Source organism: Enterocloster aldenensis, from assembly GCF_003434055.1.
GTDB classification, from domain to species: Bacteria; Bacillota; Clostridia; order Lachnospirales; family Lachnospiraceae; genus Enterocloster; species Enterocloster aldenensis.
The window spans coordinates 123,434-138,655 of the sequence record NZ_QVEX01000009.1 but is presented as its reverse complement, the minus strand read 5'-3'; the positions used below and the strand labels follow the sequence as shown (position 1 = coordinate 138,655).

The 15,222-nt window shown below is 51.2% G+C and carries 15 protein-coding genes; 14 read left to right on the top strand and 1 reads right to left on the bottom strand.

From position 1 onward, the window contains the following. Positions 1-14 precede the first annotated feature (14 nt). A complete protein-coding gene (locus DWX59_RS17980) occupies positions 15-2,468 on the bottom strand; it encodes a molybdopterin-containing oxidoreductase family protein (protein WP_207660442.1) in 2,454 nt (817 codons plus the stop codon). Positions 2,469-2,983: 515 nt separating this feature from the next. Between DWX59_RS17980 and DWX59_RS17975 the strand changes: the two genes are divergently transcribed. The 14 genes from DWX59_RS17975 to rpsR all read left to right on the top strand — a co-directional run bounded on the left by DWX59_RS17975 (position 2,984) and on the right by rpsR (position 15,014). After that, positions 2,984-4,267: a helix-turn-helix domain-containing protein gene (locus DWX59_RS17975; protein ID WP_117560587.1), complete on the top strand. Its 1,284-nt coding sequence runs from the start codon at positions 2,984-2,986 to the stop codon at positions 4,265-4,267. 139 nt (positions 4,268-4,406) lie between these two features. After that, a complete protein-coding gene (locus DWX59_RS17970) occupies positions 4,407-5,432 on the top strand; it encodes a branched-chain amino acid aminotransferase (protein WP_117560586.1) in 1,026 nt (341 codons plus the stop codon). A 111-nt stretch (positions 5,433-5,543) separates the two neighbouring features. Beyond that, a complete protein-coding gene (locus DWX59_RS17965) occupies positions 5,544-5,969 on the top strand; it encodes a protease complex subunit PrcB family protein (protein ID WP_117560585.1) in 426 nt (141 codons plus the stop codon). A gap of 116 nt (positions 5,970-6,085) precedes the next feature. Beyond that, positions 6,086-6,802: a serine O-acetyltransferase gene (cysE, locus tag DWX59_RS17960; RefSeq protein WP_117560584.1), complete on the top strand. Its 717-nt coding sequence runs from the start codon at positions 6,086-6,088 to the stop codon at positions 6,800-6,802. Further along, on the top strand, positions 6,799-7,671 hold the full coding sequence (locus DWX59_RS17955) for a tRNA 2-thiocytidine biosynthesis TtcA family protein (protein WP_117560583.1): 873 nt from the start codon (positions 6,799-6,801) through the stop codon (positions 7,669-7,671). The genes cysE and DWX59_RS17955 overlap by 4 nt, the downstream gene beginning before the upstream one ends. A 72-nt stretch (positions 7,672-7,743) precedes the next feature. Further along, positions 7,744-9,354: a DUF3794 and LysM peptidoglycan-binding domain-containing protein gene (locus tag DWX59_RS17950; RefSeq protein ID WP_117560582.1), complete on the top strand. Its 1,611-nt coding sequence runs from the start codon at positions 7,744-7,746 to the stop codon at positions 9,352-9,354. Between the two features lie 171 nt (positions 9,355-9,525). Continuing rightward, positions 9,526-10,437 (top strand): DUF2156 domain-containing protein, encoded by a 912-nt coding sequence (locus DWX59_RS17945; protein ID WP_117560581.1) that lies wholly within the window; start codon positions 9,526-9,528, stop codon positions 10,435-10,437. Beyond that, on the top strand, positions 10,434-11,690 hold the full coding sequence (locus DWX59_RS17940) for a GNAT family N-acetyltransferase (RefSeq protein ID WP_117560580.1): 1,257 nt from the start codon (positions 10,434-10,436) through the stop codon (positions 11,688-11,690). Before DWX59_RS17945 ends, DWX59_RS17940 begins: the two co-directional genes overlap by 4 nt. 52 nt (positions 11,691-11,742) lie before the next feature. Further along, positions 11,743-12,525, top strand: coding sequence for an NAD-dependent protein deacylase (locus tag DWX59_RS17935; RefSeq protein WP_117560579.1), 783 nt, complete (start codon positions 11,743-11,745; stop codon positions 12,523-12,525). After that, a complete protein-coding gene (locus DWX59_RS17930; RefSeq protein WP_117560631.1) occupies positions 12,525-13,532 on the top strand; it encodes an aldo/keto reductase in 1,008 nt (335 codons plus the stop codon). Before DWX59_RS17935 ends, DWX59_RS17930 begins: the two co-directional genes overlap by 1 nt. 23 nt (positions 13,533-13,555) lie before the next feature. Next, positions 13,556-13,750, top strand: coding sequence for a DUF951 domain-containing protein (locus tag DWX59_RS17925; RefSeq protein WP_117560578.1), 195 nt, complete (start codon positions 13,556-13,558; stop codon positions 13,748-13,750). 161 nt (positions 13,751-13,911) lie between these two features. Next, complete coding sequence (gene rpsF / locus DWX59_RS17920) at positions 13,912-14,199, top strand: 30S ribosomal protein S6 (protein WP_117560577.1); 288 nt, start codon at positions 13,912-13,914, stop codon at positions 14,197-14,199. A 48-nt stretch (positions 14,200-14,247) separates the two neighbouring features. Continuing rightward, complete coding sequence (locus DWX59_RS17915; protein ID WP_117560576.1) at positions 14,248-14,706, top strand: single-stranded DNA-binding protein; 459 nt, start codon at positions 14,248-14,250, stop codon at positions 14,704-14,706. A gap of 38 nt (positions 14,707-14,744) precedes the next feature. After that, positions 14,745-15,014 (top strand): 30S ribosomal protein S18, encoded by a 270-nt coding sequence (rpsR, locus tag DWX59_RS17910; protein WP_002568382.1) that lies wholly within the window; start codon positions 14,745-14,747, stop codon positions 15,012-15,014. Positions 15,015-15,222 lie beyond the last annotated feature (208 nt).

Here is a 15,222-nt window from a genome sequence, read left to right as displayed (position 1 = left end):
CCCATTGCCCCATATCAATCCCCCCAATCCGGCAGGGTTCTGGAAACCTCGCAGGCGCTTCCTCCTGCATGGAACCCCATACAATCTATGAAGGGATCAAAGATTCCCGGCTTGACGTCCTCCAGCAATGTATTGGCACAGCCCCCGTAGTCAACCGGTGTCCAGTGGTATGCCTTCCCTTCCCCTGCGTCAAAAAAGGCTCTGTATTGTTCGCCCCCTGGCTCATACCATGTTCCCTGCTCTATGGCTATGACTCCCGGAAGTTGGGAACGGGTGATATGTGCGCGGATGCGTATACATCCAAAGTCGGTGTAAACATATACCAGGTCATTTTCATGTATGTTCCTGGGCGCCGCGTCCTCGGGATGGATCTGCATCATGTGGGGGTGAAGCTCCTTAAGTACCTGTGTATTGCCATAATCAGAATTGGCCCTGCCCGGTGCATGGGGTGTGATGAACTGCAGCGGATACCGTCTGCCGGATGGGGAACGCATCCCCTTTTCCCCACGGCTTCCTGATGCCTGTATGGATTCCCGTCCATCCGGGAGGGGGACGTAACAGGCATGGTTGATCTTATGGGATGTACGGTCCCTGCTGGCCAGGAAAGGCGAATAAAAATTGATTTTTCCTGTTTCAGTGGGAAATGTTCCCGGTGCATATTCCATCAGGGGCGCGGGGACTTCCTCCGGTTTCACGGGAAAGGATGCGCCTCCGTTTTGGACCACTGTTTCAAAGTCCGGGAGAGGGGCAGGATGTCTTTTTTGATAAGCAGGGTCCAGGCAGGCTTTGTCCCACTGTCTTTTCATGAGCGCCCCATAGTCCGGGGCGGGTTTTTCAAGATGGAAACGCCGGCCGATCAACCGGTTTACTTCGGGGTCCGCAATCCCTTCCCCCACTGGTTCCAGTACGCCGTTCAATACGTGTATGTCCGAGTCATAGGCGCTGTTCTTATCGAATTTTTTGCCATTTTCCAATGGGAATGTAACCGGAAGCACCAGGTCGGACCATGCCGCGGTGGCTGTCATGTGCCGCTCATATGTTACTACGTAATCCAGTTTCTGCCATGCCAGCCTGCGTTTGTTAATATTGGCCAGCTGGTTAAACGGGTTCCCATTGGCAGCGCCCTTGACGATTCCGTCCAGGCAGAGGCCGCCTCCGATATCGATTCCATTCATTTTCTGTACATCTTCCCGCAGCTGGCGCCAGGGCCGTCCGTCCGTGCCCGTAAGGATGACCTGGTCTATCCCGTACTGGCTGATTAAAATAGGCTGTTTTTCTTGCTTATCCCACTCATCGGGAAGGGATGGGAGATTGACGGTATATCCGTCGTCGCCCCTCATCTCACCGAAACCGCCGCCCTGCCTTTGAAGGTTACCGGTCATGGCGCACAGCGCTATCATCATCCATGAATGGTAAAAACCATTGTAGGTCCGCTGGGCGCCGCCATGGAAACGGGACATGATGAATGCAGGGCTGCTGACCGCATATTCTATGGCAAAATTCTCTATGACCTCAGCATCCACGCCCGTGGTCCCCGCAGCCCACTCCAGCACGCCGTGATACCCGCCATGTTCTTTTTCCAGGCCCAGAAGATACTCTTCAAACGATTCCCCCTCCGGCACCCGGTATGTCCTTCCATAATAGGCCTGGCCCGTTACAGGATTTGTTTCACTGGAACGGCTTGTGACCGTGTCATTGGGATAAAAGCCAAAACAGCTGGTCCTGATGAATTCCCTGTCGTGAAGGTTCCTTTTATAAATCACATATGACATTGCCGCCATCAGCGCCCCGTCTGTGGCGGGATAAGGGCAGATTAAGGGCGGTACCTTATTTTTCCCGGTGGCAAAGGCGCCGGCTGATTCTGTATACCTGCAGTCCACCACCGTGATGGGGATTCCCTTTTCACGGGCTTTGCGGATGACATAGGGAATGGGGAACACAGTGACGCACGGGTTGGAACTCCATAATATGATATAATTGGAATTCATCATATCCATTGGCCTGGAGGCATGGATCCGGCACCGCTTTCCCAGAGCTGCCGTGATGGCCGCGTCCACATTCCCGCAGGAACTGGCGCCAAAGGGCCGCAGCGTTGTTCCAAGGAAGGAACCGATTCCGCCAATATCCAATACCGGCAGATAACCTAGCCTCCCTGCCTTTTTTAGGGAGGATTCATAATAGGATTCATACAGGTCAATGGCTTCATCCCAGCTGATTGGGCGAAATCCCTGTCTGTCGCCCCTGGAACCGGTCTGTTTCAGGGGATGGAGGATCCTGTCAGGCGAGTACATGTGATACAGCTCACTGTAACCTTTCATGCAGGCCCTTCTTTGGACCGGATATAATCCGGAGTCATATTCATCTGCATCCCCGCGGCTGATATCGCCGTCCGAGGTAATCCTGCTTATCCCGTCCTCTGTTTCCCACAGCTTCAGACGGCAGGTTGTACAGCAGTGCATTTTATGCATGGTACAGATATTGTCCATTCCTGTCCGGCCTTTCTTTGTTGTGTTTTGTTGATTGATGAATGGGGAATTTGTATGATTTTGTCATATAATACATATGACTATTTTAAACTTTTGGGTATTTTGTGTCAATAGCACTAAAAATTAGCGGGATTGAAAAGGTATTTTTATTGAAAATTTACGTTCGATTAAAATCTGAAACAGGAAAAAGCGCCTGTTTATATGGCTGTTCGTGATTGGATGGGACAAATAATGACATTTTTACTGTAGATTTTGCAGAATGGTGTTTTAACCTAAAAAAATTCAGCACATACAGGGCGGAATTAAGAATGGCTGATGTGGCGTACTGTGCAATTAATCGGGTGTTTTATATTTATCACGTGTTTTGAATTTTTATTGATTCGTACCAATGAACCGGACGAAAATGTCCTTTTTGGGTCATATCATCCCACCCCCTTCCTTGCAATGGTAAACAGATAACAGTATAATACATGTATGGTTCATGAGGAGGGATGGTATTGTCGAATATTATAAAGATGCAGGATTTATATTTTTCAGATTATGACTCCCACAGGCTGTGTCAGTTTTATTATGAGGTGCTGGATAAACCAACGACTCCAATCATTCATCAGATGTCCCGCTTCTGGCTGATTAACAAAGGGAGAGGTGTCCTGAAGCTGCAGGGGAAGGAATATGAGTTAAAGCCGGGAACCCTGGTGTCCGTCCTGCCATGGCAGGTATCGGATATCGTACAGGTGGATTCACCCATCCAGTACTTCCTGCTGGTCTATTATTTTGACGGAGTCAATGACATCATAAAGTCATTATACAATCTTGGCCACGGCCCCCTGAACCTGATTGAGGACCTGTCCCAAAATCCTGTGATATACTGCAGCACCGGGCAGGCCAAGTACATGCACCAGCTGTTCCTCCAGCTGAGGGATGAACTGGGGGGAGGCGCCGTCCCATCCCTGGAGACTTCGGTGGCATCGGAACTGGGCAGCCTTTTCATCACCAACAAACTGATTGAACTGATCATCAATCTTTGGAGGATCGGCAAGGCCAACAGCAGTCAGGCCGCAGAGGTAAGCGCCCCGGCAGACCGCACGGAAATCCTCCAGTATATGTATCACCATCTCAGTGAAAAGCTGACACTTAAAACCCTGGCAAAGACATTTTATATGAGTGAATCCTCCATAAGCCTTTATATTGTCCAGACAACAGGGCTGACGTTCCCAAACCTCCTGAATGAGATGCGTGTAGGGAAAACAATCACCTACCTTTTGTACACGGATTTTACAATGGATGAGCTGGCGGAGATACTGGGATTTGTGGACAGCTCCCATATATGCAAGGTTTTTGCGGCCAGGATCGGCCTGAAGGCAAATGAATTCAGAAAGACATATCAGAAGATAGGCAGTATCTGCAACATCAGGGACAGCAGGAAGGCATATTCCATTGTGGAGTATATCTATAAGCACTATTCCGGGAACCTGACCCCGCAGTCAGTTGCACGTAAATTTGACATTACCGTGAGAAAGCTTAACACCATCCTGTTTTACCAGGTAGAAAAGAGTTTTTCGGACTTCCTGAATTACGTGAGGATAAACCGGGCATGCGGACTTCTCCTGGACACTGACAAAACCATTGCAGAGATAGCTTCCCTGACAGGATATAATAATGTAAAGACATTAACCCGCAATTTCCTCAAGTTCCAGGTGATGACCCCGGGAAAGTACCGGGAGTCGGTTTCAAAAAAAGGCGGGGAAACTCCTGGTCCTGGGGCGGGGGAAGAGGGATAAGCCGCGCTTGGGACCGGTTATGGCTGATATGCACGAATTGTATACCATATTTCCCCATAACCCATTGATTTTACCCTTTAATACGATTATAATGTGTTCAACAAAACAAGCTACATCTACCTGAACGGAGGAATTGATTATGGAAAAGAAAGACCTGGACTGGGGAAATATAGGATTTACTTACATGCCGACAGACATGCGTTATGTGGCTGATTATAAGGACGGCGCATGGGGTGAGGGAGCGCTGACCGCTGACTCCAATGTGGTGATTAATGAGTGCGCGGGCATCCTTCAGTACTGTCAGGAGTGTTTTGAAGGCCTTAAGGCATATACCACTGAGGATGGAAGCATTGTCACCTTCCGCCCTGACCTGAATGCAGAGCGCATGATGGACTCCGCGGCCCGCCTGGAGATGCCTCCGTTTCCAAAGGAGAGGTTCCTGGAAGCAGTGGATGCGGTGGTGAAGGCCAATGCGGCATGGGTGCCTCCCTTTGGCAGCGGCGCAACCCTGTATTTAAGGCCGTATATGTTTGCCTCAGGTCCGGTTATCGGCGTCAAGCCTTCGGATGAGTATCAGTTCCGTCTGTTCGCCACCCCGGTAGGCCCGTATTTCAAGGGCGGCGCAAAGCCCCTGACCTTGTGCGTCAGTGATTTTGACCGGGCGGCGCCTCATGGAACAGGCCATGTAAAGGCAGGGCTCAACTATGCCATGAGCCTGTATGCCTCTGTCACTGCCCATGCGGCCGGTTATGATGAGAATGTGTTCTTAGACCCGGGCACCAGGACTTATGTGGAAGAGACGGGCGGCGCTAATTTCCTGTTCATCACCAAGGACGGTGAGGTAGTCACGCCTAAGTCTGACTCCATCCTTCCTTCCATCACCAGGCGTTCCCTGGTCCATGTGGCCGAGCATTACCTGGGCCTTAAGGTAACGGAGCGGCCTGTGAAGCTGGCTGAGCTTTCTGACTTTGCAGAGTGCGGCCTGTGCGGCACTGCTGCCGTCATTTCCCCGGTGGGCAGGATTGTGGACCATGGAAAGGAAATCTGCTTCCCCAGCGGCATGGATGAGATGGGACCTGTTACCAGGAAGCTGTATGAAACCCTTACCGGCATCCAGATGGGCACCACCAGGGCGCCTGAGGGCTGGATCAGGAAGATTGTATAGGGGCCTGCCCAGGCATTTTCAGGCACACCCAAAGCAGAATCAAGAATAATCAGGACCTTCCGGAATATATTGATAGTAATTGTATCATATATTCCGGGAGGTTTTATTAACATGAAGGCATTTATCAGAGGAAAAATGTACCTGGGACTGCTGATGGTCGTTGCCGCGTCACTGTGGCTGGCAGGCTGTTCCGCTTCAAAGGATGACGGTGATAAGGTCCGGGACCTGGATTTTACGGTGGCAGGGGACCTGGATGTACCGGATGAACTTAAGAAACTGATTGCTGAAAAACAGCAGCAGCCCTTCAAGCTTACATACAGCGATGAGCAGAACCTGTACATTGCAGTGGGGTATGGGGTGCAGCCCACTGGCGGGTACAGCATCAGCGTAAACGAACTTTACCTGACCGACAATTCCATTGTGATCAACACAGAGTTAAAGGGGCCTGAGAAGGGGGAAAATGCAGGCACGGAGCAATCCTTCCCATATATTGTAATCAAGACGGAATATTTGGAGAATCCTGTGGTATTCCAGTAAAAAATCCTTTTTAAATCGGATATCATATGCTATACTATACGATATTTATGTTTTTCGGTAAATGTCGTGTTACAGCACCAATGTTTTAACTTGTTAAAGAGAGGGTGGAGTATGCTATGATATTCAAAGATATTTGGCTTGACATTAAGGCCGTTCAGGAACGGGACCCGGCTGCCAGAAACGCACTGGAGGTGTTCCTGCTTTACCAGGGGGTCCATGCCCTTATATGGCACAGGTTTGCCCACTGGTTTTACCAGCATAAGATGTTTTTTGTAGCCAGGCTGATTTCACAGATAGCGCGCTTTTTCACATTGATAGAGATACACCCGGGCGCCCAGCTGGGCCATGGGATCCTCATTGACCATGGAACCGGCGTGGTCATCGGGGAGACCGCAGTGGTGGGGGATAACTGTACGATTTACCAGGGAGTCACCCTGGGCGGCGTGGGCACCAGGAAGGGAAAGCGCCATCCAACCCTTGGCAGCAATGTCATGGTCGGGGCGGGCGCCAAGATCCTGGGCGCATTTGAGGTGGGGGATAACTGCTCCATTGCCGCCAACGCGGTGCTCCTGAAACCCCTGGAGGATAATGTGACCGCGGTGGGGATACCGGCGCGCCCGGTGAAAAAGGACGGCGTCACCATACCGAAGAATAAGAGAAGCCTGACACTGGAAGAATATGAGGATATGAGGAACCGGATGGAGCAGATGGAACAGGAAATCGCGTACCTGAAGCAGGCCCTGGCGGCCCGGGGGACAGAAGTCCCTTCCCGAAAAGACGCAGGGCAGGGTATACAGGATAAAGAAACACAGGAGAAACCATATCAGTCATGAAGAATGAAGCACCATATGTGGATATAGAGCGGAGCATCATCAAGCAGTTCCGTAAGGAGATCTGGCGCCCCTTTGTCAGGGGGCTTCAGGAGTATAAGATGATCCGGGACGGCGATAAGGTGGCTGTCTGCATATCAGGGGGCAAGGATTCCATGCTGCTGGCCAAGTGCCTTCAGCAGCTTAAAAGACAGAGCAGCACGGAGTTTGGGCTGGAGTTCATTGTCATGGACCCGGGCTACCATCCTGACAACCGGAAACTGATTGAGGATAATGCAGCCCTTATGAATATACCGGTCCGCATCTTTGATTCAGATATCTTTGATATCGTGGTGGATGTGGACCAGTCGCCCTGCTATCTCTGCGCCCGCATGCGGCGGGGGTACCTGTACGCCCATGCCAGGGAGCTGGGCTGCAATAAGATTGCTCTGGGCCATCATTTTGATGACGCCATAGAAACCATACTCATGGGTATTCTCTACGGAGGACAGATGAACACCATGATGCCGAAACTCCACAGCACCAATTTTGAGGGAATGGAACTGATCCGTCCCCTTTATTTTGTAAAGGAAGAGGATATCCTGAACTGGAAAGATTACAATGGCCTGCATTTCCTCCAATGTGCCTGCCGGTTCACGGAGCAGGCTGCAAAGGAACAGGCTGCCAGGGGGATTGCGGGGAATGGGGCGGATATCGTCCACACCTCCAAGCGCCAGGAGATGAAGGAATTAATCCGTTCCCTCAGGAAAATCAGTCCCTTTATCGATGCAAACATCATGAAAAGCGTGGAGAATATCAATCTGGATGCCTGCCTTGGATATGTGCAGAAGGGCGTGCGCCATCATTTTATGGACAAATACGATGAAAGATAAGATATAAAGCATAAACCACCTGCTGTCCGCATAGATTTTTCTAAAAGACTATGAGAGATGGCAGGTGTTTTTATGGAATTAATAAAGAAGCAGATACATATGAACCAATGGAAGGGAAATGTTACCACGCAGATCACACTGGATGACGACTTTATTGTACCGGATACCATGGATGATATGGAACAGGTGATGCTGGACACCGGTGAGATACAGATTGAGACAGTAAAAAACCAGGGGGATAAGGTGGCGGTAAAGGGTAAACTGGAGTTTCAGGTGCTGTACCGCAGGGAATCAGGCGGACTTCAGACCCTGGGAGGAAACATCCCGTTTGAGGAAGTGGTCAATGTCCCTGGGCTGGAGGAAAAGGATTATGTGGGCCTGAACTGGATGCTGGAGGACCTGAATACGGATATGATTAACTCCAGGAAGCTGGGGGTCCAGGCCATCATCACGCTCCAGGTACGGGTGGAGACCTTGAGGGATGTGGAAGCCGCGGTAGATGTGGACATGGAAAGCCAGAGCCGCGGGGCAGGGGCCGGTCTGTCGGATACAGATGCATCGGGACAGGTACAGGTGGAAACGCTGAAGCGGACAGCCACCGCGGCAGCCATTGCAGTCAGGCGCAAGGATACATACCGCATCAAGGAAGAACTGAGCCTTACAGGCGGAAAGCCCAACATCGGCCAGCTTCTGTGGCGTGAGATGAAGCTTCGGGACATAACCGTTAAACCCCTGGACGGCCGTCTGCATCTGGATGGTGAGCTGAGCGTGTTTGTCATATACAGCGCTGAGGATGAAAACATGCCCATGCAGTGGATGGAAGAGACCCTGCCGTTCTCAGGCGATATGGAAATGGGCGATGTGAAGGAAGAGCAGATTCCCATGGTAACCGTACGCCTGGCCCACAAGGACATGGAAGCCAAGCCGGACTATGACGGGGAAATGCGTGAGATGGATGTGGACGCTGTCCTGGAACTGGATATCAAGCTGTACGAGGAAGAGCAGGTTGAGCTGTTAAGCGACATGTATTCCAACAACCGTGAGATTGAACTTACCCAGACTGAGGCATGCTTTGACCAGATACTGACCAGGAACGTATGCAAGTCCAAGGTGGCGGAAAAGCTGAAACTGCCCCAGGCCGAGCGCATCCTCCAGATCTGCCACAACGAAGGGACCATCAAGCTGGACGACGTGGAAGTGGGGGAGGACTGCCTGCAGATAGACGGCGTCCTGGAAGTGACCCTGTTATATCTTACCAGCGATGATACCTCTCCGGTACAGTCATCCGTGGAGCAGGTGCCATTCCACTGCACCGCCGAGGCCAGGGGAATCCGGGGGGACAGCGTATACCAGCTGGACGCAGGCCTGGAACAGCTGAGCGCGGTCATGATGGGCGGCGACATGGTAGAGGTAAAGGCAGTGGTTGCCCTGGATTTCCTGGTGCTGCAGCCTGTATGCGAGCCCGTGATCACCAGTGCTGCCGTCAATCCCATGGATCTTCAGAAGCTTCAGGAACTGCCTGGAATCGTGGGATACATTGTCCAGCCGGACGACACGCTTTGGACCATTGCCAAAAAGTTCCACACCACGATTGGCACCATCATATCCACCAATGAACTGGCGGATGAGCAGGTGAAGCAGGGGCAGAGGCTTCTGCTGGTAAAGGAGATTGCACCGTGTTAGTGAAATCACGGGCCATAGGCTTAAGTATGCTTGGCGTATGATATGGTTGCGGGGGCTGCGTACCCTCCGCAACCTTTTTCAGCTTCAAAAAACCAATCTTAAAAATCCTGTTTTAGTATTGGAAATTATGGTATACTAACAACAGTCATACGAATAAAGAGAGGTAATTTTATGAAGCTTGATTTCAAGCCCGTAGTGGCCGGGGATATAGAAAAGCTCAAGCCTTTTTATGGTCTGAGGCCTAATAAAGCATGTGACAGTGTGTTCCTGGACTGCTTTTTGTGGAAGGATTATTATCATGTGGAGTGTGCGGTCAGTGAGGACAGGGCTGCTTTGTGGCTGATGGAAAGGGATGGACAGGTTTCTACCGCCATGCCCATGTGCAGGGAGGAAGACCTGCCTTATTTTTTCCATCAGCTGGAGGAGTATTTTGCTGAGGTGCTCCATAAGCCCTTTTACATTGCATTGGCTGATGAGGAGGCGGTGCAGTATCTGGGGCTGGACCCCAAGGAATATGAGGTGGAGGAGCAGGTGGACTTAAAGGACTACCTGTATGACGGGGAGGCCATGCGCACCCTGGCAGGGAAGAAACTCCACAAGAAAAAGAACCATCTGAATGCCTTTATGAGGGAGTATGAGGGGCGGTATGAGTACAGGCGGCTTTGCTGCTCGGACCGGCATGAGGTATGGGAGTTCATGGAGCGCTGGAGGCAGAAAAAAGCGGATGCGGATGCCCTGGAGGATTCCCTGGAATATGAGGTTGCCGGTATCCATGAGATACTGAAGAACTGCTCCAGCCTGAGCGTGCGGATGGCTGCTGTTTATGTGGACGGGCAGATGGAGGCCTTTACCATCGGCAGTCTCAATGAACGGGAGAATATGGCGGTCATCCATATTGAAAAGGCAAACCCGGATATCAAGGGACTGTACCAGTTCATTAACCAGCAGTTCCTGGTCCATGAGTTCCCGGATGTGGCCCTGGTGAACCGGGAGGATGATGTGGGGATGGAAGGTCTCAGAAAGGCCAAGATGAGCTATAATCCCATTGGGTTTGCAAGAAAATATATGGTGAGGAAACGATGATACGTTATTTGGACAAGGATGAATATGGAAAATGCATCCCGTTGTGGAAGGAGGCTTTTCCTGAGGATTCAGAGGAATTCCTGGATTACTATTTTGGTAAGAAGATTTCGGACAGCCAGGTTATTGTAAAGGAGGATGAAGGTGGGAAACTGCTGACCATGGCGCACCTGAACCCTTATAAGGTAAGGGTCGGGGGCAGGATGTATGTCCTGCCCTATATCGTGGGTGTGGCAACCGCTGCGGACAGCCGCCACCAGGGCCATATGAGGGATGTCCTGGCGGCCATGCTTCAGGACATGCACGAGGCGCACACCCCTTTCTGCTATCTGATGCCGGCTTCCCCGGACATATACAGGCCCTTTGGGTTTGTATATATCTTTGACCAGCCCGTGTGGACGCTGCGGGAAGACGCGGCAAAAGGAATGCAGGTCATTGGGTTACGCCTGGATGGGGCGGCAGAGGCGGCCGGGGAAGCCGTGGCAGATGTAGCTGCGGCGGAGATGGCATATACAGGGACGGCAAATGGGCATGCAGCACACAATGGAAGCCCGGCAGCAGTGGGAATGGACCTGGCTGACTGGATGGACCGCTGGCTGAACGGGCGTTTCCAGGTATATGCAGAGCGTGACAGCGCATATCTTCAGATGCTCCAGGCAGAACTTGACAGCGAAGACGGACAGGTGTATGGATACCTGGACGGACAGGGGAAGCTGGCAGCCCTGAGGGCGGTCTGGGGAAAAGAAAAGCAGGAGCAGAGGTTCCTCTACTGTGACAGGGACGAATGGGTTGGGACGCCGGAAGGCCTTCCGGCATCTAAACCTGCAATCATGGCCCGTATCACGGATGTGGCGGCCATGGCGGAAGCCATTTCCGTGAATGAAGACTGTCCCTGCCCCAGGATGGAGGTTCTGATAAGGATTAAGGACCGGCTGGTGGATGGCAACCACGGGCTTTGGAGGTGGCGGCTGGGAAGGGATGGTTCCAGGCTTGAGAGGATGAAAGGTATTGGCGCCATGGAAGGTATCGGGACCGCGGAAGGTTTTGGGACCATGGAAGGCTTTGAGACCATGGAAGGCTGCGGTGACACACTGGTATCCACGGAGGTTCTGGAACTTACAATTGAACAGCTGACAGCCTGGCTGCTGGGATACCGTGCGCTGGATGCAGTTACGGAGTCGGACAGCGGGGAGATTCCTTACTGGTGGCGGTTTGTACGGCCGCTGAGAGGCGTTTTCCTGGATGAGGTTGTGTAAACAGTGCTTCTGTAATAATTTCTATAATAATATAAGGAGGGGGAAGTAAGTTATGGACGGAAAATGGCAGCAGCTTAAGGAGTGGATGGACGAAAGCAGCAATATCGTGTTTTTCGGCGGAGCGGGTGTGTCCACGGAAAGCGGCATCCCTGACTTCAGGAGCGTGGACGGGCTTTATAACCAGCAGTATAAGTATCCGCCTGAGACTATCATCAGCCACAGCTTCTATGTCAGGTATCCCGAGGAATTCTACCGTTTCTATAAAGACAGGATGCTGTTTACCGAGGCCAGGCCCAATGCGGCGCATAAGGCCCTGGCGCATCTGGAGGCCCTTGGAAAGCTTAAGGCTGTGATAACCCAGAATATCGACGGCCTCCACCAGATGGCGGGAAGCCGGGAAGTCCTGGAGCTTCACGGCTCCGTACATAGGAATTACTGCACACGATGCGGGGAGTTCCATGATCTGGATTATGTGGTGAAGTGTAACGGCGTACCGCACTGCAGCTGCGGGGGCGTCATTAAGCCGGATGTGGTGCTGTATGAGGAAGGACTGGACAACCGGACCTTACAGAAAGCCGTAAAATACATACGGAATGCAGATGTGCTGATTGTCGGCGGCACGTCACTGGTCGTGTACCCGGCAGCAGGGCTGATTGATTATTACCGCGGCAGTAAACTGGTACTGATTAACAAAGGGGCCACTTCCCGTGACTCCCAGGCGGATCTGGTCATCAGCGACCAGATTGGGGAGGTGCTTGGCGCCGTGACAGGTGTGAAGACATGCGGGGGACAGACAGGGAATAGGGAAGAGGAGACAGGGAGGAAGGATACATGATATATAAGGCGGCAGAAAACAGGTATCAGGTCATGGAATATAAGCGCTGCGGAAGAAGCGGCGTGCTTCTTCCCAGGATATCCCTGGGGCTGTGGCAGAATTTTGGTTTGGAAAAACCGTTGGATGAGCAGAAGGAAATCCTGTTCAGGGCATTTGACCTGGGCATCACACATTTTGACCTGGCTAACAATTACGGACATCCGGCCAATGGGATGGCAGAGGAGAATTTCGGCGCTGTCCTCAAATCAGACCTGGGCCGGTACAGGGATGAGATGTTCATTTCCACCAAGGCGGGTTATGATTTCCTGCCCGGACCTTATGGGAACTGGGGCTCCAGGAAATATCTGACAGCCAGCCTGGATTCCAGCTTAAAACGGATGGGGCTTGACTACGTGGACGTGTTTTATCATCACCGTCCGGACCCGGATACGCCGCTGGAGGAAACCATGGGAGCGCTGTCTGATGCGGTCAGGCAGGGAAAGGCCCTATATGCAGGGATTTCCAATTATAAACCGGAGGAAGCAAAGAAGGCAATCGGGATACTGAGGGCCAACCATACCCCCTGCCTGCTTCACCAGCCCCGTTACAATATGCTGGACCGGTGGGTGGAAGACGGGCTTCTTGGACTGCTGGACCAGGAAGGGGTGGGCTGTATCTGCTTCAGCCCCCTGGCCCAGGGCGCCCTGACGGACAAATACCTTCACGGTATCCCGAAGGGTTCCAGGGCTTTCAGGGAGGTTACCGGCATAAGGGGGAATTACCTGACCGAGGAGAAACTGGCGGGAATCCGTGAGCTGGATTGTATTGCAAAGGAACGGAACCAGACCCTGGCCCAGATGGCCCTGGCCTGGATCCTGCGGCGTCCTGAGGTCACAAGCGTACTTATCGGGGCAAGCAGCTGCGGTCAGCTGGAGGATAATGTGGCGGCCTTAAAGAACACGGTATTTGGGCAGGAGGAACTTGCGCGTATAGAGCAGGTTTTAGCCGGCATAGGGAGAAACTCATAAAATGGAAACCGGAGCAGTGGACAATGGAAAAACTGAATTACGAAGTCGGAGATATTGTAAAGTTAAAAAAGCCCCATCCATGCGGCAGCAATGAATGGGAAATCCTCCGCGTGGGCGCGGATTTCCGTTTGAAATGCATGGGCTGCGGACACCAGATCATGGTTGCCCGGAGACTGGTGGAGAAGAATACCAGGGGACTGGCTAAGAAAACGGAATGAACGCAGGAAATCATGGTTCATGGAAGAAAATTATTGAAGAAAAATAAAGAAACTCCTTGCATTTGTCCAAAGAGTTTGGTAAAATAATACTCCGTGACATATCATATCCTTGCTCCTGTTACTGAAAGCAGGGGCCAGAGACCACAAGGAGGTAAAGCAAGATGAACAAGTATGAATTAACCGTTGTTCTGAATGTGAAGCTTGAAGACGATCAGCGTGCAGCAGCACTGGAAAAGGTGAAAGGTTACATCACACGTTTCGGTGGCACCGTGACCAATGTAGATGAATGGGGTAAGAAGAGACTTGCATATGAGATCCAGAAGATGCATGAAGCTTTCTACTACTTCATCCAGTTTGAGTCCGATTCTGTATGCCCGAATGAAGTAGAAGCACACATTCGTATTATGGAACCAGTGATTAGATACTTATGCGTTAAGGTAGACGCATAAGATATACCCAACCCGCTTTTGCGGGGAAGAAAAAGGAAGAGTGACCGTATGAACAGAGTGATCCTAATGGGAAGATTAACAAGAGACCCGGAAGTCAGATATTCACAGGGAGAGCGTTCCATGGCTATTGCCAGGTATACCCTTGCTGTAGACAGAAGAGGACGCAGAGGCCAGGATGGCGGGGAGCAGACAGCAGATTTCATCAACTGCGTGGCATTTGACCGTGCAGGGGAATTTGCGGAGAAGTATTTCCGTCAGGGCATGCGTGTGCTTGTATCCGGCAGACTTCAGACAGGAAGCTATGTGAATAAAGAAGGTCAGAAAGTATACACCACCGAGGTCATCCTTGATGACCAGGAATTCGCAGACAGTAAGGGCTCAGCATCTGACATGGGCGGCTATGCACAGTCAGCCCCATCTCAGAGACCGGCTCCTACCAGTGCGATTGGTGATGGGTTTATGAACATTCCGGATGGAGTGGAGGACGAAGGGCTTCCCTTTAACTAGGATGTTCCATGGTTGAATAATAAAGGAGGACAACACCAATGGCATTTAATAAAACAGATAGACCAGATGGCGCTAAGATGAGAAGACCAGGCGGAATGCGCAGAAGAAAAAAAGTTTGTGTATTCTGTGGCGATAAGAACGGCACAATTGATTACAAGGATGTTAACAAGTTAAAGAGATACGTATCCGAGAGAGGTAAAATCCTTCCCCGCCGTATCACCGGCAACTGTGCAAAGCATCAGAGAGCCCTGACTGTAGCTATTAAGCGTGCACGTCATATCGCCCTTATGCCATATACCTGTGATTAATTTATATTAATAGCAGATTCAGAGGACTTCATGCAGGGATGTATGAAGTCCTTTTTTAGAGAAGACCGGGACATCCACAGACAGAGGGGCGTCAGCATAAATAAATTTTTCAGAATAGTATTGACAAGTTTAAAGATTATGCTATAATCATTTACATAGCAAGGGAAACGTTCCCCTAATCCAAAAGGGAAGAATCCCTTACGCTTTT

Excerpts from the sequence above, each read along its gene's own strand:
- DWX59_RS17940 (WP_117560580.1), top strand. The coding sequence starts at position 10,434 with ATGATACGTTATTTGGACAAGGATGAATATGGAAAATGCATCCCGTTG.
- DWX59_RS17935 (WP_117560579.1), top strand. The coding sequence starts at position 11,743 with ATGGACGGAAAATGGCAGCAGCTTAAGGAGTGGATGGACGAAAGCAGC.
- rpsF (WP_117560577.1), top strand. The coding sequence starts at position 13,912 with ATGAACAAGTATGAATTAACCGTTGTTCTGAATGTGAAGCTTGAAGAC.
- DWX59_RS17925 (WP_117560578.1), top strand. The coding sequence starts at position 13,556 with ATGGAAAAACTGAATTACGAAGTCGGAGATATTGTAAAGTTAAAAAAG.
- cysE (WP_117560584.1), top strand. The coding sequence starts at position 6,086 with ATGATATTCAAAGATATTTGGCTTGACATTAAGGCCGTTCAGGAACGG.
- DWX59_RS17950 (WP_117560582.1), top strand. The coding sequence starts at position 7,744 with ATGGAATTAATAAAGAAGCAGATACATATGAACCAATGGAAGGGAAAT.
- DWX59_RS17945 (WP_117560581.1), top strand. The coding sequence starts at position 9,526 with ATGAAGCTTGATTTCAAGCCCGTAGTGGCCGGGGATATAGAAAAGCTC.
- DWX59_RS17965 (WP_117560585.1), top strand. The coding sequence starts at position 5,544 with ATGAAGGCATTTATCAGAGGAAAAATGTACCTGGGACTGCTGATGGTC.
- DWX59_RS17980 (WP_207660442.1), bottom strand. The coding sequence starts at position 2,468 with ATGCATAAAATGCACTGCTGTACAACCTGCCGTCTGAAGCTGTGGGAA.
- DWX59_RS17915 (WP_117560576.1), top strand. The coding sequence starts at position 14,248 with ATGAACAGAGTGATCCTAATGGGAAGATTAACAAGAGACCCGGAAGTC.
- DWX59_RS17970 (WP_117560586.1), top strand. The coding sequence starts at position 4,407 with ATGGAAAAGAAAGACCTGGACTGGGGAAATATAGGATTTACTTACATG.
- DWX59_RS17955 (WP_117560583.1), top strand. The coding sequence starts at position 6,799 with ATGAAGAATGAAGCACCATATGTGGATATAGAGCGGAGCATCATCAAG.
- rpsR (WP_002568382.1), top strand. The coding sequence starts at position 14,745 with ATGGCATTTAATAAAACAGATAGACCAGATGGCGCTAAGATGAGAAGA.